The following is a 21,850-nucleotide window of genomic DNA, read 5'->3' as shown; positions in this document are numbered from 1 at the left end:
GCGTTGATTTAACAAGAAAGGACGTTTCAATGAAATCGCTGCGTTTACTTTTATGCGCGCTCCCGCTGGCGTTGACCGGCTGTTCGACGCTCTCCTCCATTAACTGGTCCGCTGCGTATCCGTGGAACTGGTTTGGCTCATCCACGGAGGTGACCGAGCAGGGCGTAGGAAAAATTACCGCCGCGACGGCGCTGGATCAGAATGCTATCCAGGATGCGCTCGGCAGCGACTATCGCCTGCGCAGCGGCATGAAAACCGAGAATGGCAACATTGTGCGCTATTACGAAGCGCTGAAGGGGGGCAAAGTGGCGCTGGTGATTAATGGCGATAAAGGCACGGTGAACCGTATTGCGGTGCTGGACGATACCATCCCGACCGCCAGCGGCGTGAAGGTGGGAACGCCGTTTAGCGATCTGTATAAACAAGCCTTTGGCAACTGCACCAGCGCGCCTTCGGATGAGGGCGTCGCGGTGGCATGTAAAGCGGAAGGCAGCCAGCACATCAGCTATGTCTTCACCGGTACCTGGAGCGGCCCGGAGGGATTAATGCCGTCTGACGATACGCTCAAGAACTGGAAAGTGAGCAAAATACTCTGGCAGCAGTAATTTGCGCCTGAACAAACCGCCTCGCTGAAATCCGGGTATAATAGCCGCCATCAATGCCACGCTGACGTGGCATCTTTATTTCAGGAGGAGCGATGTCTCAGGTTCAGAGTGGCATTTTGCCAGAACATTGCCGCGCGGCGATTTGGATTGAAGCCAATCTTAAAGGGGACGTGGATGCCCTGCGTGCGGCCAGTAAAGCGTTTGTTGATAAGCTGGCGACCTTCCAGGCCAAATTTCCGGAAGCGCACCTCGGCGCCGTTGTCGCCTTTGGCAATACCGTCTGGCGTCAGCTGAGCGGTGGTGAAGGGGCGGAAGAGCTGAAGGACTTTATCCCTTACGGTAAAGGTCTGGCTCCGGCCACCCAGTACGATCTGCTCATTCATATTCTCTCTCTGCGTCACGACGTGAACTTTTCCGTTGCCCAGGCGGCGGTGGAAGCGTTCGGCGACAGCATTGAGGTGCAGGAAGAAGTGCACGGCTTCCGCTGGGTGGAAGAGCGCGATCTGAGCGGCTTCGTCGACGGAACGGAAAACCCGGCGGGTGAAGAAGTGCGTCGCGACGTGGCGGTGATTAAAGACGGCGTGGACGCGGGCGGCAGCTACGTGTTCGTGCAGCGCTGGGAGCACAACCTCAAGCAGCTTAACCGCATGAGCGTGCATGACCAGGAGATGATGATTGGTCGTACTAAAGAGGCGAACGAAGAGATCGATGGCGACGACCGTCCGGTAACCTCGCACCTGACCCGCGTTGACCTCAAAGAAGACGGCAAAGGGCTGAAGATTGTCCGCCAGAGCCTGCCCTACGGCACCGCAAGCGGTACCCACGGTCTTTACTTCTGCGCCTACTGCGCGCGCCTGCACAACATCGAGCAGCAGCTGCTGAGCATGTTCGGCGATACCGACGGCAAGCGCGACGCGATGCTGCGCTTCACCAAGCCGGTGACCGGCGGCTACTACTTCGCGCCGTCCGTTGAGCGCCTGCTGGCGCTGTAAAACCGCTCTCTATACGTAGGCCGGGTAAGCGCTAGCGCCACCCGGCAATGTTCCACGCCCCCTTATTCCCTTTTCTGCTTCTAAATCACCAAACGGTATATAAAACCGTTACTCCTTTCATCTCCGTTATAAATATTATGACTATAAGATAGTCATCACATTTATAAGGGTGCGCAATGGCCGTTACTGTACTGAAAAAAGGAACTCTGGTGCTGGCAGGTTTACTGCTGGCGGCACAGGCGCAGGCGACTGAACTGTTGAATAGTTCGTATGACGTCTCCCGCGAGCTGTTTGCCGCCCTTAATCCCCCGTTTGAACAGCAGTGGGCGAAAGACAACAACGGCGACAAGCTGACCATCAAGCAGTCCCACGCCGGGTCGTCCAAGCAGGCGCTGGCGATTTTGCAGGGCCTGAAAGCGGACGTGGTGACCTACAATCAGGTGACCGACGTGCAGATCCTGCACGACAAAGGCAAGCTGATCCCGGCGGACTGGCAGAGCCGTCTGCCTAACAACAGCTCGCCGTTCTACTCCACCATGGGCTTCCTGGTGCGTAAGGGCAACCCGAAGAATATCCACGACTGGAGCGACCTGGTGCGTTCCGACGTGAAGCTGATTTTCCCGAACCCAAAAACGTCCGGTAACGCGCGTTATACTTATTTAGCCGCATGGGGCGCAGCGGACAAGGCTGACGGTAACGACAAGGCCAAAACCGAGCAGTTCATGACCCAGTTCCTGAAAAACGTCGAGGTGTTTGATACCGGCGGACGCGGAGCCACCACCACCTTCGCAGAGCGCGGGCTGGGCGATGTGCTGATCAGCTTCGAGTCGGAAGTGAATAACATCCGCAAGCAGTATGAAGCCCAGGGCTTCGAGGTGGTTATCCCGAAAACCAACATTCTGGCCGAGTTCCCGGTGGCGTGGGTGGATAAAAACGTGCAGGCAAACGGTACCGAGAAAGCGGCAAAAGCCTATCTCAACTACCTTTACAGCCCGCAGGCGCAGACCATCATTACCGATTACTACTACCGCGTGAACAACCCGGACGTGATGAACAAGCTGAAAGACAAATTCCCGCAGACCGCGCTGTTCCGCGTGGAAGAACGTTTCGGCTCCTGGCCTGAGGTGATGAAAACGCACTTTGCCAGCGGCGGTGAGTTAGACAAACTGCTGGCGGCGGGGCGTAAGTGATGTTTGCAGTCTCGACTAAACGCGTGCTGCCGGGTTTTACCTTAAGCCTCGGCACCAGCCTGCTGTTCGTCTGCCTGATCCTGCTGCTGCCGCTCAGCGCGCTGGTGATGCAGCTTGCGCAGATGAGCTGGGCGCAGTACTGGGACGTGATCACCAACCCGCAGGTAGTCGCGGCCTATAAGGTGACGCTGCTGTCAGCGTTTGTCGCCTCTATTTTTAACGGCGTGTTTGGCCTGCTGATGGCGTGGATCTTAACTCGCTATCGCTTTCCGGGCCGCACGCTGCTTGATGCCTTGATGGATCTGCCGTTTGCGCTGCCGACGGCGGTGGCGGGCTTAACCCTCGCGTCGCTCTTTTCCGTTAATGGGCTCTACGGCGAGTGGCTGGCGAAGTTTGACATCAAAGTGACCTATACCTGGCTTGGTATCGCGGTGGCGATGGCTTTTACCAGCATCCCGTTTGTGGTGCGTACCGTGCAGCCGGTGCTGGAAGAGTTGGGGCCAGAGTACGAAGAAGCGGCGGAAACGCTGGGCGCCACGCGCTGGCAGAGCTTTCGCAAGGTGGTTCTGCCGGAGCTTTCTCCGGCGCTGATGGCGGGCGTTGCGCTGTCGTTTACCCGCAGCCTCGGCGAGTTCGGCGCGGTAATTTTTATCGCCGGGAACATCGCCTGGAAAACGGAAGTCACCTCGCTGATGATTTTCATTCGCCTGCAGGAGTTTGATTATCCGGCGGCGAGCGCGATCGCCTCGGTGATCCTGGCGGCCTCGCTGCTGCTGCTGTACTCAATTAACACTCTGCAAAGTCGCTTTGGTCGACGTGTGGTAGGTCACTGATGGCGGAAGTTACGCAATTGAAGCGATACGATGCACCCCGCATTAACTGGGGTAAATGGTTTCTGATTGGGGCGGGCGTTCTGGTGTCTGCCCTCATTCTCGTCGTGCCGACGATTTATATCTTCGTTCAGGCGTTCAGCAAGGGGCTGATGCCCGCGCTGGAGAACCTGGCGAACCCGGATATGCTGCACGCCATCTGGCTGACCGTACTGATTGCGTTAATCACCGTGCCGGTAAACCTCGTGTTCGGTACCCTGCTGGCGTGGCTGGTGACGCGCTTTAACTTCCCGGGACGTCAGCTGCTGCTGACCCTGCTGGACATTCCTTTTGCGGTGTCGCCGGTGGTGGCGGGTCTGGTGTACCTGCTCTTTTACGGCTCCAACGGTCCGCTGGGCGGCTGGCTGGATGCGCATAACCTGCAGATCATGTTTGCCTGGCCGGGCATGGTGCTGGTCACCATCTTCGTGACCTGTCCGTTTGTGGTGCGCGAGCTGGTGCCGGTGATGTTAAGCCAGGGCAGCAACGAAGACGAAGCGGCGGTGCTGCTGGGCGCGTCGGGGTGGCAAATGTTCCGCCGCGTGACGCTGCCGAACATCCGCTGGGCGCTGCTTTACGGCGTGGTGCTGACCAACGCCCGCGCGATTGGCGAGTTCGGCGCGGTGTCGGTGGTCTCCGGCTCGATTCGCGGTGAAACCCTGTCGCTGCCGTTGCAGATTGAACTGCTGCAGCAGGATTACAACACCATCGGCTCGTTTACTGCCGCAGCGTTGCTGACGCTGATGGCCATTTTGACCCTGTTTTTAAAGAGTGTGGTGCAGTGGCGTTTAGAAAATCAGGAAAAACGTCAGCATCAGGAGGGAAATCATGAGCATTGAGATTGCCAATATTAAGAAGTCTTTTGGTCGCACCCAGGTGCTGAATGATATCTCGCTGGATATCCCTTCCGGACAAATGGTGGCGCTGCTGGGGCCTTCTGGCTCGGGTAAAACCACGCTGCTGCGTATTATCGCCGGGCTTGAGCACCAGACCAGCGGGCATATCCGCTTCCACGGCACCGACGTGAGCCGCCTGCATGCCCGCGATCGTAAAGTGGGCTTTGTATTCCAGCACTACGCGCTGTTCCGCCACATGACCGTGTTCGATAACATCGCGTTTGGCCTGACCGTGCTGCCGCGTCGCGAGCGTCCGAATGCCGCCGCCATCAAGGCGAAAGTGACCAAGCTGCTGGAGATGGTGCAGCTGGCGCATCTGGCCGATCGTTTCCCGGCGCAGCTTTCCGGCGGCCAGAAACAGCGCGTGGCGCTGGCGCGAGCCCTGGCCGTTGAGCCGCAAATTCTGCTGCTGGATGAACCGTTCGGCGCGCTGGATGCGCAGGTGCGTAAAGAGCTGCGTCGCTGGCTGCGTCAGCTGCATGAAGAGCTGAAGTTTACCAGCGTCTTCGTGACCCACGACCAGGAAGAGGCGATGGAAGTTGCGGATCGCGTGGTGGTCATGAGCCAGGGCAACATTGAGCAGGTAGACGAGCCGGAGCAGCTCTGGCGTGAACCGGCGACCCGCTTCGTGCTGGAGTTTATGGGCGAGGTAAACCGTCTGCAGGGCACCATTCGCGGTGGACAGTTCCACGTCGGCGCGCACCGCTGGCCGCTGGGCTATACCTCTGCGCATCAGGGGCCGGTCGATCTGTTCCTGCGCCCGTGGGAAGTGGACGTCAGCCGCCGAACCAGCCTGGACTCACCGCTGCCGGTGCAGGTGCTGGAAGCAAGCCCTAAAGGGCACTACACCCAACTGGTGGTACAGCCGCTGGGCTGGTATACCGAGCCGCTGACCGTGGTCATGCGCGACGACGTCCCGCCGCACCGGGGCGAGCGCCTGTTTGTCGGGCTTCAGCATGCCCGTATTTACCACGGCAAGGAGCGCATCGAGACGCGCGAGGATATTGCTCTGGCGGAGTCAGCCTGATAGGTTATTAGGATGTTTATCGCCCGGTGGCGCTGCGCTGACCGGGCCTACAGCTAAAACTGTGTCTTGTAGGCCGGGATCGCTGCGCGCAACCCGGCTTTTTTATTGAGTAAAAATCGTGAATACACTCGAACACACCATCGGCAACACGCCTCTGGTCAAGCTTCAGCGCATGGGGCCAGACAACAGCAGCGAAATCTGGGTCAAACTCGAAGGCAATAATCCGGCGGGGTCGGTGAAAGACCGCGCCGCGCTGTCGATGATTGTCCAAGCCGAAAAGCGTGGTGAAATCAAGCCGGGCGACGTGCTGATTGAGGCTACCAGCGGCAACACCGGTATCGCCCTGGCGATGATTGCGGCGCTGAAAGGCTACCGCATGAAGCTGCTGATGCCGGATAACATGAGCCAGGAGCGCCGCGCCGCGATGCGTGCCTACGGGGCCGAGCTGATTCTGGTGACCAAAGAGCAGGGGATGGAAGGCGCGCGCGACCTGGCGTTAGAAATGGCCGAGCGCGGCGAAGGTAAGCTGCTCGATCAGTTCAACAACCCGGACAACCCGTACGCGCACTACACCACCACCGGCCCGGAAATCTGGCAGCAAACCGACGGGCGCATCACCCACTTTGTCTCCAGCATGGGCACCACCGGCACCATTACCGGCGTGTCGCGTTTTCTGCGCGAGCAGGACAAAGCCGTCACCATTGTGGGCCTGCAGCCGGAAGAGGGGAGCAGCATTCCGGGCATTCGCCGCTGGCCGGCGGAGTATATGCCCGGCATCTTTAATGCGCAGCTTGTGGACCAGGTGCTGGATCTTCACCAGCGCGAGGCGGAAAATACCATGCGTGAGCTGGCCGTGCGCGAAGGCATCTTCTGCGGGGTCAGCTCGGGCGGCGCGGTAGCGGGTGCGATTCGGGTGGCAAAGTCCAACCCGGGGGCAGTGGTGGTGGCGATTATTTGCGATCGCGGCGATCGCTATCTGTCTACCGGCGTCTTTGGTGAAGAGAGTTATTCGCAGGGGGCGGGAATTTAAGCGTCATGGAAATGATTCTATTCCGGGACAATACCCGGGCGCAGCAAACCGACATTGTCGCGGTGCAGTCGCAGGTGGTGTACGGCAGCGTGGGAAACAGCATTGCGGTACCGAATATTCGTACTCATCGGCTTAACGTAACGGCGGTGCCGACGGTGCTGTTCAGCAACACGCCGCACTACGACACGTTCTACGGCGGCGTGATCCCCGATGAGTGGTTCAGCGGCTACCTGAAGGCGCTGGAAGAGCGCGAGATCCTGCGCGAGCTTAAGGCGGTCACTACCGGCTATATGGGCAGCGCCAGTCAGATTGCTCTACTGGCGCAGTGGCTGAAGGCGGTGAAAGCGCAGCATCCTGACCTGCTGGTGCTGGTTGACCCGGTTATCGGCGATATCGACAGCGGAACGTACGTGAAGCCCGAGATCCCGCAAGCGTACCGGGAGCACCTGCTGCCGCTGGCGCAGGGGATTACGCCAAACGTCTACGAGCTGGAAGTGTTAAGCGGCAAACCGTGCCGTACGCCAGAAAGCGCCATCGCGGCGGCTCAGGGATTGCTCTCTGACAGCCTGAGATGGGTGGCGATAACCAGCGCGCCGGTTGCTGACGACCCGCAAAACATCCACGTTGTGCTGGTGACGCATGAAGGCGTGACCGTCAGCGCGCATCCGCGCGTAGAAACCGACCTGAAAGGGACGGGCGATCTGTTCTGTTCAGAGCTGGTGAGCGGCATTGTAGAGGGGAAAACCGTTGCCGATGCCATTCGTATGGCGGGCGATCGGGTGACGGACGTCATGCTCTATACCCAGTCGAAAGGCTACGACGAGCTTATCCTCCCTGCATAAACAAAAATGGCGCCCGAAGGCGCCATTTTTCTGTGCGGCAAGAATTACTTCTTGATGCGGATAACCGGGGTTTCACCCACGGTGACGCTGCCAGACAGTTTGATCAGTTCTTTGATTTCGTCCATGTTGGAGATAACAACCGGCGTCAGGGTAGACTTGGCTTTTTCTTCCAGCAGTGGCAGATCGAATTCAATTACCGGGTCGCCAACTTTTACACGTTGGCCTTCTTCCGCGATACGTTTGAAGCCTTCGCCTTTCAGTTCAACGGTGTCGATACCGAAGTGAACGAACAGTTCGATACCGCTATCAGATTCGATAGAGAACGCATGGTTGGTTTCAAAAATTTTACCGATGGTGCCGTCAACTGGAGCAACCATTTTGTTGCCAGTTGGTTTGATAGCAATGCCATCACCAACGATTTTCTCAGCAAACACTACATCCGGCACGTCTTCGATGTTGACGATCTCGCCGGAGAGCGGAGCAACAATCTCAATAGTTCCGGAGTCTTTCTTATCATCAGAAACCAGAGATTTCAGTTTATCGAACAAACCCATGATCTTCTCCTAAGCAGTAATTTGGGCCGCATCTCGTGGATTAGCAGATTGTTTTTTCTTCAATGAACTTGTTAACCAGCGTCATTAACTCGTCCGTTGTCGGTTGAGCAAGAGCCTGCTCTGCTAACACCTTCGCATCTTCAAAGTTCGTGTTACGGATAATCTTCTTAATGCGCGGGATGGAAATGGCGCTCATAGAGAATTCGTCCAGACCCATACCCAGCAACAGAAGTGTAGCACGTTCGTCGCCTGCAAGCTCACCACACATGCCAGTCCATTTACCTTCTGCATGAGAAGCATCAATAACTTGCTTAATCAAGTTCAGCACGGACGGTGACATTGGCTGGTAGAGATGTGAAATCATATCATTACCACGGTCAACTGCCAGGGTGTACTGCGTTAAATCATTGGTACCGATACTAAAGAAATCAACTTCTTTGGCTAAATGACGCGCAATGGTCGCCGCCGCAGGTGTTTCCACCATCACGCCGATCTCGATTGACTCGTCAAACGCTTTACCTTCGTCGCGCAGTTCCTGCTTGTAGATTTCGATCTCTTTCTTCAGTGCACGCACTTCTTCAACAGAGATGATCATCGGGAACATGATGCGCAGTTTACCGAAAGCAGAGGCACGCAGGATTGCGCGAACCTGGTCACGGAGGATCTCTTTACGATCCATCGCGATACGGATTGCACGCCAGCCCAGGAACGGGTTCTCTTCTTTCGGGAAGTTCATGTACGGCAGCTCTTTGTCGCCACCGATGTCCATGGTACGGACGATAACCGCCTGAGAGCCACACGCTTCAGCCACGGCTTTGTAAGCAGCAAACTGCTCTTCTTCCGTTGGCAGCGCGTCGCGGTCCATGAACAGGAATTCTGTACGATAGAGACCGACGCCTTCCGCACCGTTGCGCTCAGCGCCATCAACGTCGCGGACGGTACCGATGTTTGCGCACACTTCTACCTGATGGCCGTCCAGGGTGATGGCTGGCAGGTCTTTCAGCTTAGCGAGTTCCGCTTTTTCAGTCGCAACCTGCTCCTGAACCGCGCGCAGTTTATCGATCTCTTCATTGGTTGGGTTGACGTAAACCAGATTGTTTACGGCATCCAGAATCAGATAGTCGCCGTTTTTCACCTGAGCGGTGACGCTGCCGGTACCCACGATGGCAGGCAGTTCCAGAGAACGCGCCATGATAGAGGTGTGGGAGGTACGGCCGCCCGCGTCGGTGATGAAACCGAGGACCTTTTTCAGGTTCAGCTGTGCGGTTTCAGACGGGGTGAGGTCAGCGGCAACCAGGATCACTTCATCCTGAATCGCGCTCAGGTCAATGATGGCCAGACCCAGGATGTTGCGCAGCAGGCGCTTACCGATGTCACGTACGTCAGCCGCACGCTCTTTCAGGTATTCATCATCCAGTTCTTCCAGGGCAGTTGCCTGACCTTCGATAACTTCATGCGCAGCCGCGTCGGCCGTCATGCCTTTATCTTTAATCAGGGCTATGATTTCCTGCTCCAGCTCCTCATCTTCAAGCAGCATGATGTGCCCTTCGAAGATGGCTTCTTTTTCTTCACCGAAAGTTTCGCCAGCTTTAGTTTTGATTGCTTCCAGTTGCGCAGATGCCTTGGCACGACCGCTCAGAAAACGTTCAACTTCCTGATCAACCTTGTCGGCAGAAATTTTTTTCCGGTCGATGACGATCTCGTCTTCTTTCAGCAGCAGTGCTTTGCCGAAAGCGATACCCGGGGATGCTAAAATGCCTGAAATCATAACCCTACCTTACTTGTGACTGATATTTAAAAGAACCCGGAAACTTACTCGAGCTCAGCCATCAGTTTTACCAGATGCTCAACTGCTTTCTGCTCGTCTTCACCTTCTGCAGAGATGGTGACAACGGTGCCCTGAGTCAGGCCCAGAGTCTGCAGTTTGAACAGGCTTTTTGCGCTCGCGCTTTTGCCGTTGGAAGTCACAGTGATTTCAGAAGTGAAGCCTTTTGCTTCTTTAACAAACTGAGCAGCAGGGCGGGTGTGCAGACCGTTCGGAGCGGTAATGGTAACTTCTTGCTGGAACATTGTATTTCCCCAACTTATAGGTTTAGTGTTGTGGAACTAAAGTCTAGCCTGGCGACTGAACTTTAGCCTGTATTGTTAGCGCTGACGTTTCGATCGTCATTAAACATTATGCAGCGAAAGCAAGACTTGAACCAAATCATAAAATCGATTCAGCAAGGCTATTTCGTTCGCTGATTAATTTCACGCATCAAAATAATTGCTGGTTTAAATACCAGACACAACGGGGTGAAGCAATGCCAGGAGGGGCAAAAGTTTGATGCAGGCCACAAAAAAGCACCTGAAAAGGTGCTTTTTTACGCGTTATTAACATGCTGGCACTACTGTTGCAGCTCTTTTTCAGTGAAGAGATCGGCAAACAGCGCGGTGCTCAAGTAACGCTCACCCGAGGATGGAAGGATAACCACAATATTCTTATTGGTAAAGGCTTCATCTTCCTGAAGCTTGAGCGCGGCCGCAACGGCTGCACCGGAAGAGATACCCGCCAGAATGCCCTCTTCATCCATCAGGCGACGCGCGGTAGCGATGGCGTCTTCGTTCGTAATGGTGATGACTTTATCGATCAGCTTCAGATCCAGGTTGCCCGGAATGAAGCCTGCGCCAATACCCTGAATTTTATGCGGGCCTGGCTTGAGCTCTTCACCCGCCAGCGCCTGGGTGATAACCGGCGAGTCAGTCGGCTCAACGGCAACGGTGATGAGGTCTTTTTTGCCCTTCGTGCCCTTAATGTAGCGTGACACGCCGGTCAGCGTACCGCCGGTGCCCACGCCGGAGATAAAGACGTCAACCTGGCCGTCGGTATCTTCCCAGATTTCCGGGCCGGTGGTCTTCTCGTGAATTTCCGGGTTAGCCGGGTTGCTAAACTGCTGCAGCAGCAGATATTTCGCCGGATCGCTGGCGACAATTTCTTCGGCTTTCTGGATGGCGCCTTTCATGCCCTTCGCGCCTTCGGTCAGCACCAGGTTCGCGCCCAGCGCTTTGAGCAGTTTGCGGCGCTCAATGCTCATGGTTTCCGGCATGGTCAGCGTCAGCTTGTAGCCACGCGCGGCAGCCACATAGGCCAGTGCGATACCGGTATTGCCGCTGGTCGGTTCTACCAGCTCTACGCCCGGCTTCAGCACGCCACGTTTTTCAGCATCCCAAATCATGTTTGCACCGATACGGCATTTTACGCTGAAGCTCGGGTTGCGTGATTCGACCTTCGCCAGAATGCGTCCATTACCGATACGGTTCAGTCGAACCAGGGGCGTATGACCGATAGTCAGCGAGTTGTCTTCATAAATCTTACTCATGGCCTGTCCTTAACTGTATGAAATTGGGATACCAGCCCAGCATACCTGCTAAGCAGGTAGGGGGAAGTAAGGAATTCGCATATCTATATGCTGCAAGGAAATAATGGGGATCAGTATGGAATAAGGGGCGGCATAAGCCACCCCTGTTTTACACATTTTTGCATTACTTCCATAACGCGTGCTTAGCACGATAGCAGTCGACCCACATGGCCGTCGCGCCGCAAACGGCGACGGGCATAATGAACAGGTTCAAGAAGGGAATCATGGTGAACAGGCTGGTCAGCGCGCCAAACTGCATGTTGGCGATCTTCTGGCTGCGCAGGGCGGTGCGCATCTCTTTAAACGGCACCTTGTGGTTATCAAACGGATAGTCGCAGTACTGAATGGCGAGCATCCAGGCGCTGAACAGGAACCACAGCACCGGGGCGACCGTCTGGCCAATGCCAGGCACAAAATAGAGGATAAGCAGCACAATTGCGCGTGGCAGGTACCAGGCAAACTTCTGCCACTCGCGCTTCATGATGCGCGGCAGATCTTTCATGATCCCCAGCACGCCCGTGTCCGGCGGCGTGGCACCGGTAAGCCGTGCTTCCAGCTGTTCCGCCAGCAGGCCGTTAAACGGGGCGGCTATCCAGTTCGCAATGGTTGAGAAGAAGTAGCCAAACACCAGCAGCACGGAGATGACAGCAACCGGCCAGAGCAGATAGTTCAGCCACTGCAGCCAGTCCGGCACATGGCTCATCAGCGACGGGATCCAGCTTTCGAGCTTTGTAAAAAGCCACCAGAACGCGCCGCCCATCAGAATAATGTTGATCAACAGCGGCAGAATGACGAAGCGTCGAATACCCGGCAGAGAGACCAGTTTCCAGCCCTGAGAAAAATACCAGACGCCGCTGCGTGGGGGAGAAGAAGATGTTGAAACCATAGCCAGGCTGTACTCCTTTTTACACAACCAGTGGAATTGCCCGCCTATATTATCCACTTACAGAGCAATGACCAGTTCGGAAATGTTCGAAAAACCAGCAAAAAGCACGATTTCCTTCATCTTTATGCTGTGAATGCTCTGCACACACTTGCACTTGACGTAAACGGCAAATACTCTTAGTGAGTAAATGTTTGCCGTGGTGGCAAGGTGTTAGAACAACAGAGAATATAATGATGCAGGATTTGCGTCTGATATTAATCATTGTTGGCGCGATCGCCATAATCGCTTTACTGGTACATGGTTTCTGGACCAGCCGTAAAGAGCGCTCTTCGATGTTCCGCGATCGCCCACTGAAGCGCATGAAGTCCAGTCGTGACGACGATGACGGTGAAGATGACATCGACGGCAGCGACGACGACGGCGTGGGTGAAGTTCGTGTTCATCGTGTCAATACTGCGCCCGGCGCTGGCCATGGGGAGCATGAAGCGCCTCGTCCTGCGCAGCACCAGTATCAACCGCCGTATGCTTCTGCACAGCCGCGCCAGCCAGCGCCGCAGCCTGCGGAAGAGCCGGTACGCCAGCCGCCGCAACAGCCTGTCTATCAGCAGCCTGCTGCGCCACAGCCGGTTCAACAGCAGCCCGTTCATCAACCTGCGCAACAGCAGCCTGCTCAGCCGGTACAACAACAAACGCAGCAGCCTGTTCACGTTCAGCCTGCGCCGCAGCCCGCTCCGGCCCCGCACGTAGAGCCAGAACCCGTTGCAGAGCCAGAGCCGGTTGTTGAAAAACCGCAGCGTAAAGAAGCGGTGATCATCATGAACGTGGCGGCGCATCACGGTAGCCATCTCAACGGTGACGTGCTGCTTAACAGTATTCAACAGGCAGGCTTCAAGTTTGGTGATATGAACATCTTCCATCGCCACCTGAGCCCTGACGGTAGCGGTCCGGCGCTGTTCAGCCTGGCCAACATGGTTAACCCTGGCACCTTCGATCCGGAAATGACCGGTGATTTCGTGACCCCGGGCGTCACTATCTTTATGCAGGTGCCGTCCTACGGCGACGAACTGCAAAACTTCAAGCTGATGCTGCAGTCCGCTCAGCACATCGCTGACGAAGTCGGCGGCGTGGTGCTCGACGATCAGCGTCGTATGATGACCCCGCAGAAGCTGCGGGAGTATCAGGACCGCATCCGCGAAGTTAAGGAAGCTAACGCGTAATTGCCGCGCTGACTTCAACTCCTCCTCAACCCCCGCATGTCGGGGGTTTTTTCTCATTGATGGTGCGATATGGACTCTATCGAACAACAACTCACTGAACTGCGAACCACGCTTCGCCATCATGAATATCTCTATCATGTTATGGACGCGCCGGAAGTCCCGGACGCGGAATATGACCGCCTGATGCGCGAGCTGCGCGAACTCGAGGCGCAGCATCCGGAACTCATCACGCCGGATTCTCCCACCCAGCGCGTTGGCGCTGAGCCGCTGGGAGCATTCAGCCAGGTGCGTCATGAAGTGCCGATGCTGTCGCTGGATAACGTCTTCGATGAAGAGAGCTTTCTTGCGTTTAACAAGCGCGTGCAGGATCGCCTGAAAAGCAGCGATGCCCTCACCTGGTGCTGCGAGCTGAAGCTGGATGGCCTGGCGGTCAGTCTTCTCTACGAAAACGGCGTGCTGGTCCGTGCCGCGACGCGTGGCGACGGCACGACGGGGGAAGACATCACCACCAACGTGCGTACCATCCGCGCGATCCCGCTCAAGCTGCAGGGGGACAACATTCCTGCGCGTCTGGAAGTGCGCGGCGAGGTATTCCTGCCGCAGGCGGGCTTCGAGAAAATCAACGAGGAAGCGCGCCGCACCGGCGGGAAAGTGTTTGCTAACCCGCGTAACGCGGCGGCAGGCTCGCTGCGCCAGCTCGATCCGCGTATCACCGCGAAGCGACCTCTCACTTTCTTCTGCTACGGCGTTGGCATTCTGGAGGGCGGCGAGCTGCCGGATACGCACCTCGGGCGTCTGATGCAGTTCAAGGCGTGGGGGCTGCCGGTGAGCAACCGCGTTCAGCTCTGCGACTCGCCTGAGGCGGTGCTTGCGTTCTACCGCAAGGTGGAGGCGGATCGTCCAACGCTCGGTTTCGATATTGATGGCGTCGTTATTAAGGTGAACTCGCTGGCGCTGCAGGAGCAGCTGGGCTTTGTGGCGCGCGCGCCGCGCTGGGCGGTGGCGTTCAAGTTCCCCGCTCAGGAGCAGATGACCTTCGTCCGCGACGTGGAGTTCCAGGTCGGTCGTACGGGCGCCATTACTCCGGTCGCCCGTCTGGAGCCGGTGCAGGTGGCGGGCGTGCTGGTGAGTAACGCCACGCTGCATAACGCCGACGAAATCGAGCGCCTTGGCCTGCGCATTGGTGACAAAGTGGTGATTCGCCGCGCGGGCGATGTTATCCCGCAGGTGGTTAACGTCGTAGAGTCAGAACGTCCTGATGACACGCGTGAAGTGATCTTCCCGACCCATTGCCCGGTGTGCGGCTCCGACGTTGAGCGCGTTGAGGGTGAGGCCGTAGCCCGCTGTACGGGCGGCTTAATCTGTGGCGCGCAGCGTAAAGAGTCCCTGAAGCACTTTGTCTCCCGCCGCGCGATGGACGTCGACGGCATGGGCGACAAGATTATCGATCAGCTGGTTGAAAAAGAGTATGTCCACACCCCGGCGGATCTCTTCCGGCTGACGGCAGGTAAACTGACCGGCCTCGATCGCATGGGGCCAAAGTCAGCCCAGAATGTGGTTAACGCGCTCGAAGCCGCAAAAGAGACCACCTTCGCCCGTTTCCTTTACGCGCTGGGCATTCGTGAAGTGGGTGAAGCAACCGCAGCAGGTCTGGCGGCCTACTTTGGCACGCTGGAGGCGCTGGAAAAGGCGAGCATCGAGGAGCTGCAGAAAGTCCCGGATGTCGGCATCGTTGTCGCCACGCACGTCTTTAACTTCTTTGCGGAAGAGAGCAACCGTGAAGTTATCGGCCAACTGCTTGATGAGGGCATCAGGTGGCCCGCACCCGTAGTGGTCAACGCCGACGAGATCGACAGCCCGTTCGCCGGTAAAACGGTGGTCCTGACCGGCAGCCTGAGCCAGCTTTCGCGCGACGATGCGAAAGCGCGCCTGGTGGCGCTGGGGGCAAAAGTGGCGGGCAGCGTCTCGAAGAAAACCGACCTGGTGATCGCCGGGGAAGCGGCGGGCTCGAAGCTGGCGAAAGCGCAGGAGCTCGGCATTGCGGTGATTGACGAAGCGGAAATGATGCGCCTGTTAGGAGAGTAGCGTGGAGAAAGAACAGCTCGTTGAGATTGCCAATACGGAGATGCCGTTCGGTAAATACAAGGGCCGCAGGCTGATTGATTTGCCGGAGGAGTATCTGCTGTGGTTTGCCCGCAAGGATGAATTCCCGGCAGGCCGGCTGGGCGAGCTGATGGCCATCACGTTACTGATCAAAACCGAGGGGCTGAGCCAGCTGGTTCAGCCCCTGAAGCGTCCTTAAGCCTTCGCGGCGCGGGTCTCTTCCTGCGCCAGCTTTTCGGTCTGACGCTTGTAGCGACGCGCCAGCACCGCGCAGACCATCAGCTGGATCTGGTGGAATATCATCAGCGGCAGCACCATCATTCCAATCACCGAGGTCGGGAACAGAATGTTGGCCATCGGGATACCGTTCGCCAGGCTCTTTTTCGAACCGCAGAACACAATCGTAATCTCATCCGCCTTGTTGAAGCCGCACCTGCGCGCCACAAAAACGTTTACCGCAATCACAATCGCCAGCAGGACAATGCTGACCACCACGATAAACAGCAGCGAGCCTGCGCCTACCTTGTGCCAGATCCCGTTCACGACCGCTTCGCTAAAGGCGGAGTAAACCACCAGCAGGATCGAGGTCTGGTCGGTTTTTGAGATCCACTTTTTATGCTTCGCCACAAACGCGCCCGTCCACGGACGGGAGAGATGGCCCAGCACAAACGGCAGCAGCAGCTGCAGGCAAATTTTGCCCACCTGCTCGAGGTTACCCTCCGCGCCGTGCATGTTCATCAGCAGGCCCACCAGCAGCGGGGAGACGAAAATCCCTAGCAGGCTGGATGCGGACGCCGAGCAGACCGCGGCCGCGACGTTGCCACCGGCGAGAGAGGTAAAGGCAATGGCGGACTGCACGGTAGCGGGCAGAATGCACAGATACAGGAAGCCGGTGTAAAGCGCCGGGTCAACGTTAACCGGCGCCCACCAGGCAAACAGCACCCCGAGGATCGGGAACAGAATGAACGTGCTGCACATCACCCAGAGGTGCAGTCGCCAGTGGCTACCGCCCGCGATAATCGCTTCTCGGGAGAGCTTTGCGCCGTGCATAAAAAACAGCAGCGCGATGGCGGCCGTCGTCAGCCCTTCAAAGAACGGGACGAAGCCGCCGCGGGCGGGAAAGAACGAGGCCAGTAAAACGGTGACGACGAGGGTTAGCGTAAACGGATCAACAATACGAAATAGTTTCATAATGACTCCTGAAAACAGATGTCGCTATTGTGCTTTTTTCCATTTGAGAAATAAAATTGATTTATTGCATCCATTCATGAATTAAACAGATGAATTAAACAGATGAATTAAACAGATGAATTATTCCCTACGCCAGCTTCGCATTTTTGTCACCGTCGCCCATGCCCGCAGCTTCAGCCGGGCAGGGGAGATGATTGGCCTGAGCCAGTCGGCGGTCAGCCACAGCGTAAAAGAGCTGGAGAATCAAACGGGGGTCAGATTGCTTGACCGCACCACGCGTGAGGTGGTGTTGACCGAAGCGGGACAGCAGCTGGCTCTGCGCCTCGAACGCCTGCTGGATGAGCTGAACAGCACGCTCAGAGACGTGGGGAGACTCGGGCAGCAGCTTTCGGGTACCGTGCGGGTCGCGGCCAGCCAGACGATATCCGCGCACCTGATTCCGCAGTGCATTGCCGAGGGAAGCAACCGCTATCCGGATATTGATTTTGTCCTGCATGACCGGCCGCAGCAGTGGGTGCTGGAGAGCATCCGCCAGGGGGATGTCGATTTTGGTATTGTTATCGATCCCGGTCAGGTAAGCGATCTGGCCTGCGAAAGCGTGCTTTCTGAGCCCTTTTTGCTGCTCTGTCGGGATGACGATCCGCTGGCATCGCTGCCGGAAGTCAGCTGGCAGCGCCTGCAGGGTGCGAACCTGGTTTTGCAGGATTATGCCTCGGGCAGCCGCCCGCTGATCGATTCCGCGCTGGCGAATCAGGGCGTAAGGGCAACGATCGTGCAGGAAATCGGTCATCCGGCGACGCTGTTTCCCATGGTGGAAGCCGGCATTGGCATCAGCGTGTTGCCCGCCCTGGCGCTTCCCCTGCCGCAGGGAAGCCGGCTGGCCGTCAGGCGCTTAACGCCCGTTGTCGAGCGAAGGCTGATGCTGGTGCGGCGGAAAAATCGTTCACTCTCGGGGGCGGCGCAGGCTATCTGGGAAGTGGTGCGTATTCAGGCACAACGCTTAACCGAAGCCCGCATACGCGACCCACTGTTTAATCCGTCAGACGATCAGATATAGATATCGATCTGACGATCGTCTGACGGGCTGTTAACCCCTTCTAATTTGCCGAGCGCTTGAGCCTGTTTCTTCTGCGCCTCCTCGGCCTGCTGGCGCTGCAGCGCGGCGAGCTGCGCCTGCAGCATTTTGATCTGGTTCTGAATAAGCTCCTGCTGCTTCTTCTTCTCATCCACGCTGATGGGGCTGTTCGCCAGGTCGTTCAACTGCTGAGTCAGCTTCTGGATCTTGTTGAGAATGCGGCTGATTTGCGCAGCGATATCGTTACCGCCTGAAGCCCCGCTCCCGGCACTGCTGGTTTGAATGGGTTGGGTTGAAGCCTGAATGGTGGTCATACTTTTTCCTCGCGTGATAAAACAGAGATATCGGCACCGTTGGGATTAGCTTGAGAGAAACTGTCATATCTGGCAGGGAGTTACATCAATACACGATCGGTATGGATGGTACGGTGAAAGTGTATTGGAGGTCACCTGCAGGCTGCGGATATAAGACGTAAGTCATGCGATGGCGACATCGCGAACTTCATCCTCAAGGAGCCTCTATGACCCTCTCGAATAACCCGTGGTACTGCGCCGACATCATTCGCGCCGCTAAGCCGAACTTCACGCCTCGCGTGGCGTTTATTCTCGGCTCTGGCCTGGGCGCACTTGCCGACCAGATTGATGACGCCGTTTCCCTGAGCTATGAAAGGCTGCCGGGCTTCCCGGTGAGTACCGTCCACGGTCACGCAGGCGAGCTGGTGCTCGGGCATCTGGCCGGCGTGCCGGTGGCCTGCATGAAGGGGCGCGGCCATTTCTATGAAGGGCGGGGAATGATCATCATGACCGATGCGATCCGCACCTTTAAGCTGCTGGGGGGCGAGCTGCTGTTTAGTACCAATGCGGCGGGTTCACTGCGCCCGGAGGTTCAGCCAGGCTGCCTGGTTGCCCTGAGCGACCATATCAACACCATGCCGGGCACGCCGATGGTGGGGCTGAACGATGATCGCTTTGGCGAGCGCTTCTTCTCGCTGGCCAATGCTTACGACGCGGATTACCGTGCCGTTCTGCACGCCGTGGCAACGAAAGAAGGCTTCCCGCTGCATGAAGGGGTGTTTGTCTCTTATCCTGGCCCGAACTTCGAGACGGCGGCCGAGATCCGCATGATGAAAATAATCGGCGGCGATGTGGTGGGGATGTCCGTGGTGCCGGAAGTGATTTCCGCGCGCCACTGCGGCCTGAAGGTCGTGGCCGTTTCTGCAATTACCAATCTCGCCGAAGGTCTGGGGGAAGTAAAACTCTCGCATGAACAAACCCTCGCTGCCGCTGAGCTCTCCCGACAGAACTTTATCAATCTTATCTGCGGTTTTCTCCGCCATATTGCCTGAGTAAAACAATAAAGTGGCCCGCCAGGGCCACACTGCGATAAGGAATGGGCTATGAACATCACGACTCGCTTAAAGATGATGTCCTTTATGCAATATTTTATCTGGGGGAGTTGGCTGGTTACCCTCGGTGCTTACATGATTAACACCCTACACTTCACCGGCTCCGACGTGGGCATGGTCTATAGCTCCAAAGGCCTTGCCGCGATCGTTATGCCTTCGCTGGTGGGGATTATTGCCGACAAGTGGCTGCGGGCCGACCGCGCCTACGTCATTTGCCACCTCGTCTGCGCTATCGCGCTCTGTTATGCAGCCCAGGTGAATGAGCCCAGTCTGATGTTCTGGGTCATGCTGGTGAATGCGATGGCCTTCATGCCCACGATTGCGCTGTCGAACACCATTTCCTACTCCTGTCTTGAGCAGGCAGGGCTGGATACGGTGAGCCATTTTCCGCGAGTGCGGGTGTATGGCACCGTGGGCTTTATTGCCGCGATGTGGGCAATAAGCCTGATGGGGGCAGAGTTAAGCAGCGTGCAGCTCTATATTGCAGCTGCCGCGTCCCTGCTGCTGGCGCTTTATTCTCTGACGTTGCCGGCTATTCCGGTGGCGAAGCAGAAAACGGCTACGTCTCTGGCAAGCAAGCTGGGCCTTAATGCGTTTATCCTGTTTAAACAGCCCCGCATGGCGGTATTCTTTTTATTCGCGATGCTGCTGGGCGCCGTGCTGCAGATAACCAATACCTTTGGCAGCCCCTTTTTGCATGATTTTGCCCGTAATCCGGCATATGCCGAGAGCTTTATCGTCAAATACCCGTCCATTTTGCTCTCCGTTTCGCAAATGTCTGAAGTGTTCTTCATTCTGACCATTCCTTACTTCCTCGGACGGTTTGGTATTAAGGCCGTCATGCTGATGAGCATGGTGGCCTGGATGCTGCGGTTTGGTCTGTTTGCCTTTGGCGATCCGTCCGCGACAGGCTTTGTGCTGCTCATGTTTTCCATGATTGTGTACGGCTGCGCGTTCGACTTCTTTAATATTTCAGGATCGGTATTTGTTGAACAGGAGGTAAGCGCCGATATCCGCGCCAGCGCGCAAGGGCTGTTTATGACGACCGTTAACGGCATCGGGGCATATTTCGGATCGGTATTGAGCGGTATGGCGGTCGATTATTTTTCGGTAGACGGGGTCAAGGACTGGCAGACAATCTGGCTGGTGTTTGCGGCCTATGCCCTGGCGCTCGCGGTGGTCTTTTACTTCAGCTTTAACTACCGTCATTCCTGTAAAAACAGCGAGATGCGCACAGTTGCGCACTAAATTTTCCCCCTTGAAGCATAAAGGCTTTATGGTAGGCACATAAGTGTTTTCGCCGGGATATGTTTTGATGGAACGCGTCTATAGGACCGATCTTAAGCTGCTGCGCTATTTTCTGGCGGTGGCTGAAGAGCTGCATTTTGGACGGGCTGCGGCCCGCCTCAATATGTCTCAGCCGCCGTTAAGCCTGCATATTAAAGAGCTGGAAAGTCAGCTGGGCACGTTACTGTTCATTCGCCACTCGCGAAGCGTCGCCCTGACGCATGCCGGTAAGGTGCTGATGGAAGAGTCTCGTCGGCTGCTTGCCAGCGCAAACCAGGCGCTGGCTCGCGTCGAGCAGATTGGCCGGGGGGAAGCAGGGCGCATTGAGCTGGGAATTGTCGGTACCGCCATGTGGAGTGAGGTGCGCACGGTCATGCGCGCTTTTTTGAAAGAGCATCCGAACGTTGATGTCGTATTTCGCGAAAAATCGCCGGTTATGCAGATGGCGCTGCTTGAGCGCCGGGAGCTGGATGTCGGTATCTGGCGAATGGCAACGGAACCTACCGCAGGGTTTACCAGCCTGCGGTTGCGGGAGGCGGCTTTTCTTGTGGCGATGCCGGAGGATCACCGGCTGGTGAGCGAATCATCGATTGCGCTCGCGGAGTTACAGGACGAGTATTTTGTCACGATGCCTGCCGCACATTCAGACTGGGCATTTTTACATCGCGTTTGCCAGCAGGCCGGATTTTCACCGTTGATTGTACGCGAAGCCGTTGAGCCGCAAACGGTGCTGGCGATGATCAGCATGGGGATGGGGATTACGCTCGCCGCAGACAGCTACGCGCAAATGCAGTGGCCGGGCGTGGTGTTCCGCCCGCTGAAAGAGCGTATTCCGGCAGATTTATATGTGGTGTATGACGAGAAGCAGGCGACGCCAGCGGTGAAGACGTTGATAAAGACGTTAACAGGGGCGTAAGGGTTGTGTAGGCTCTGTATTGCAGATAGCAAAAAAGCGCCTTTAGGGCGCTTTTTTACATTGGTGGGTCGTGCAGGATTCGAACCTGCGACCAATTGATTAAAAGTCAACTGCTCTACCAACTGAGCTAACGACCCGAAATGGTGGGCGATGACGGGCTCGAACCGCCGACCCCCTCCGTGTAAAGGAGATGCTCTACCAACTGAGCTAATCGCCCATTTCGGAACTGCTGCGATAAGGTGAGATTGGTGGGCGATGACGGGCTCGAACCGCCGACCCCCTCCGTGTAAAGGAGATGCTCTACCAACTGAGCTAATCGCCCAATCTCAATACTTATCTACACTGCGAGTCTACCGAAGTAGATGGT

22 protein-coding genes and 3 tRNA genes are annotated in these 21,850 nt (G+C 56.7%); 15 read left to right on the top strand and 10 right to left on the bottom strand.

Annotated elements, in window-relative coordinates:
- Window positions 1-29 precede the first annotated feature (29 nt).
- From ACJBF3_RS02040 to pdxK, 8 genes are all read left to right on the top strand, one after another.
- On the top strand, window positions 30-605 hold the full coding sequence (locus tag ACJBF3_RS02040; protein ID WP_047716477.1) for an RpoE-regulated lipoprotein: 576 nt from the start codon (window positions 30-32) through the stop codon (window positions 603-605).
- Between the two features lie 92 nt (window positions 606-697).
- A complete protein-coding gene (locus ACJBF3_RS02035; RefSeq protein WP_045325895.1) occupies window positions 698-1,597 on the top strand; it encodes a Dyp-type peroxidase in 900 nt (299 codons plus the stop codon).
- A 176-nt stretch (window positions 1,598-1,773) separates the two neighbouring features.
- Window positions 1,774-2,787 carry a sulfate ABC transporter substrate-binding protein gene (locus ACJBF3_RS02030; protein ID WP_045325893.1) on the top strand — a complete coding sequence of 338 codons (1,014 nt, stop codon included), beginning with the start codon at window positions 1,774-1,776 and terminating at the stop codon, window positions 2,785-2,787.
- Window positions 2,787-3,620: a sulfate/thiosulfate ABC transporter permease CysT gene (cysT, locus tag ACJBF3_RS02025; protein ID WP_008501609.1), complete on the top strand. Its 834-nt coding sequence runs from the start codon at window positions 2,787-2,789 to the stop codon at window positions 3,618-3,620. Before ACJBF3_RS02030 ends, cysT begins: the two co-directional genes overlap by 1 nt.
- The gene (gene cysW / locus ACJBF3_RS02020) at window positions 3,620-4,495 is read left to right on the top strand and encodes a sulfate/thiosulfate ABC transporter permease CysW (RefSeq protein WP_045325891.1); all 876 of its coding nucleotides are present in this window, start codon (window positions 3,620-3,622) and stop codon (window positions 4,493-4,495) included. The genes cysT and cysW overlap by 1 nt, the downstream gene beginning before the upstream one ends.
- A complete protein-coding gene (gene cysA / locus ACJBF3_RS02015) occupies window positions 4,485-5,579 on the top strand; it encodes a sulfate/thiosulfate ABC transporter ATP-binding protein CysA (protein WP_004853015.1) in 1,095 nt (364 codons plus the stop codon). The genes cysW and cysA overlap by 11 nt, the downstream gene beginning before the upstream one ends.
- Before the next feature lie 118 nt (window positions 5,580-5,697).
- The gene (gene cysM, locus ACJBF3_RS02010) at window positions 5,698-6,609 is read left to right on the top strand and encodes a cysteine synthase CysM (RefSeq protein WP_045325887.1); all 912 of its coding nucleotides are present in this window, start codon (window positions 5,698-5,700) and stop codon (window positions 6,607-6,609) included.
- Window positions 6,610-6,614: 5 nt separating this feature from the next.
- Complete coding sequence (gene pdxK / locus ACJBF3_RS02005) at window positions 6,615-7,451, top strand: pyridoxine/pyridoxal/pyridoxamine kinase (protein WP_045325884.1); 837 nt, start codon at window positions 6,615-6,617, stop codon at window positions 7,449-7,451.
- A gap of 44 nt (window positions 7,452-7,495) precedes the next feature.
- Here pdxK and crr read toward each other — a convergent pair whose 3' ends face one another.
- From crr to cysZ, 5 genes are all read right to left on the bottom strand, one after another.
- A complete protein-coding gene (gene crr / locus ACJBF3_RS02000; protein WP_003861316.1) occupies window positions 7,496-8,005 on the bottom strand; it encodes a PTS glucose transporter subunit IIA in 510 nt (169 codons plus the stop codon).
- Between the two features lie 40 nt (window positions 8,006-8,045).
- On the bottom strand, window positions 8,046-9,773 hold the full coding sequence (ptsI, locus tag ACJBF3_RS01995; RefSeq protein ID WP_045325882.1) for a phosphoenolpyruvate-protein phosphotransferase PtsI: 1,728 nt from the start codon (window positions 9,771-9,773) through the stop codon (window positions 8,046-8,048).
- Window positions 9,774-9,817: 44 nt separating this feature from the next.
- Window positions 9,818-10,075, bottom strand: coding sequence for a phosphocarrier protein Hpr (gene ptsH / locus ACJBF3_RS01990; protein WP_000487600.1), 258 nt, complete (start codon window positions 10,073-10,075; stop codon window positions 9,818-9,820).
- 317 nt (window positions 10,076-10,392) lie between these two features.
- Window positions 10,393-11,364 (bottom strand): cysteine synthase A, encoded by a 972-nt coding sequence (gene cysK, locus ACJBF3_RS01985; RefSeq protein ID WP_045325879.1) that lies wholly within the window; start codon window positions 11,362-11,364, stop codon window positions 10,393-10,395.
- Between the two features lie 163 nt (window positions 11,365-11,527).
- Window positions 11,528-12,289, bottom strand: a complete 762-nt coding sequence (gene cysZ, locus ACJBF3_RS01980; RefSeq protein WP_045325877.1) for a sulfate transporter CysZ — start codon at window positions 12,287-12,289, stop codon at window positions 11,528-11,530.
- Between the two features lie 230 nt (window positions 12,290-12,519).
- Between cysZ and zipA the strand changes: the two genes are divergently transcribed.
- The 3 genes from zipA (at window position 12,520) to ACJBF3_RS01965 (ending at window position 15,808) form a co-directional block, all read left to right on the top strand.
- Window positions 12,520-13,506 (top strand): cell division protein ZipA, encoded by a 987-nt coding sequence (gene zipA, locus ACJBF3_RS01975; RefSeq protein WP_045325875.1) that lies wholly within the window; start codon window positions 12,520-12,522, stop codon window positions 13,504-13,506.
- Window positions 13,507-13,575: 69 nt separating this feature from the next.
- Window positions 13,576-15,591 carry an NAD-dependent DNA ligase LigA gene (ligA, locus tag ACJBF3_RS01970; protein WP_045325873.1) on the top strand — a complete coding sequence of 672 codons (2,016 nt, stop codon included), beginning with the start codon at window positions 13,576-13,578 and terminating at the stop codon, window positions 15,589-15,591.
- A gap of 1 nt (window position 15,592) precedes the next feature.
- Window positions 15,593-15,808, top strand: a complete 216-nt coding sequence (locus tag ACJBF3_RS01965) for a DUF3820 family protein (protein ID WP_045325871.1) — start codon at window positions 15,593-15,595, stop codon at window positions 15,806-15,808.
- Here the strand turns inward: ACJBF3_RS01965 and ACJBF3_RS01960 are convergent.
- On the bottom strand, window positions 15,805-16,800 hold the full coding sequence (locus ACJBF3_RS01960; RefSeq protein ID WP_032659301.1) for a bile acid:sodium symporter family protein: 996 nt from the start codon (window positions 16,798-16,800) through the stop codon (window positions 15,805-15,807). The two genes, ACJBF3_RS01965 and ACJBF3_RS01960, sit on opposite strands and share 4 nt — an antisense overlap.
- A gap of 115 nt (window positions 16,801-16,915) precedes the next feature.
- Between ACJBF3_RS01960 and ACJBF3_RS01955 the strand changes: the two genes are divergently transcribed.
- Entirely contained in the window at window positions 16,916-17,857 is a 942-nt protein-coding gene (locus ACJBF3_RS01955) for a LysR family transcriptional regulator (protein ID WP_045325869.1), read from the top strand.
- On the opposite strand, the gene ACJBF3_RS01950 is transcribed toward ACJBF3_RS01955, so the two are convergent.
- Complete coding sequence (locus tag ACJBF3_RS01950) at window positions 17,848-18,189, bottom strand: FlxA-like family protein (protein WP_045325866.1); 342 nt, start codon at window positions 18,187-18,189, stop codon at window positions 17,848-17,850. The genes ACJBF3_RS01955 and ACJBF3_RS01950 overlap by 10 nt on opposite strands.
- A 206-nt stretch (window positions 18,190-18,395) precedes the next feature.
- Between ACJBF3_RS01950 and xapA the strand changes: the two genes are divergently transcribed.
- The 3 genes from xapA (at window position 18,396) to ACJBF3_RS01935 (ending at window position 21,483) form a co-directional block, all read left to right on the top strand.
- Entirely contained in the window at window positions 18,396-19,220 is an 825-nt protein-coding gene (gene xapA, locus ACJBF3_RS01945) for a xanthosine phosphorylase (protein ID WP_045325865.1), read from the top strand.
- Between the two features lie 51 nt (window positions 19,221-19,271).
- Complete coding sequence (locus ACJBF3_RS01940; RefSeq protein ID WP_045325863.1) at window positions 19,272-20,528, top strand: nucleoside permease; 1,257 nt, start codon at window positions 19,272-19,274, stop codon at window positions 20,526-20,528.
- Window positions 20,529-20,595: 67 nt separating this feature from the next.
- Window positions 20,596-21,483, top strand: a complete 888-nt coding sequence (locus tag ACJBF3_RS01935) for a LysR family transcriptional regulator (RefSeq protein ID WP_045325861.1) — start codon at window positions 20,596-20,598, stop codon at window positions 21,481-21,483.
- 61 nt (window positions 21,484-21,544) lie between these two features.
- Here the strand turns inward: ACJBF3_RS01935 and ACJBF3_RS01930 are convergent.
- From ACJBF3_RS01930 to ACJBF3_RS01920, 3 genes are all read right to left on the bottom strand, one after another.
- Window positions 21,545-21,620, bottom strand: a tRNA-Lys gene (locus tag ACJBF3_RS01930).
- A 4-nt stretch (window positions 21,621-21,624) separates the two neighbouring features.
- A tRNA-Val gene (locus ACJBF3_RS01925) sits at window positions 21,625-21,700 on the bottom strand.
- A gap of 29 nt (window positions 21,701-21,729) precedes the next feature.
- Window positions 21,730-21,805: transfer RNA gene (locus ACJBF3_RS01920), tRNA-Val, on the bottom strand.
- Between the last annotated feature and the right edge of the window lie 45 nt (window positions 21,806-21,850).

The sequence above is a fragment of the Enterobacter sp. PP-008-ECC_S150 genome (assembly GCF_045257065.1).
In the GTDB taxonomy this organism is placed as follows: Bacteria; Pseudomonadota; Gammaproteobacteria; order Enterobacterales; family Enterobacteriaceae; genus Enterobacter; species Enterobacter chengduensis.
Note: the sequence above shows the minus strand (reverse complement) of the source record. Positions and strands in the feature narration are given on the sequence as shown.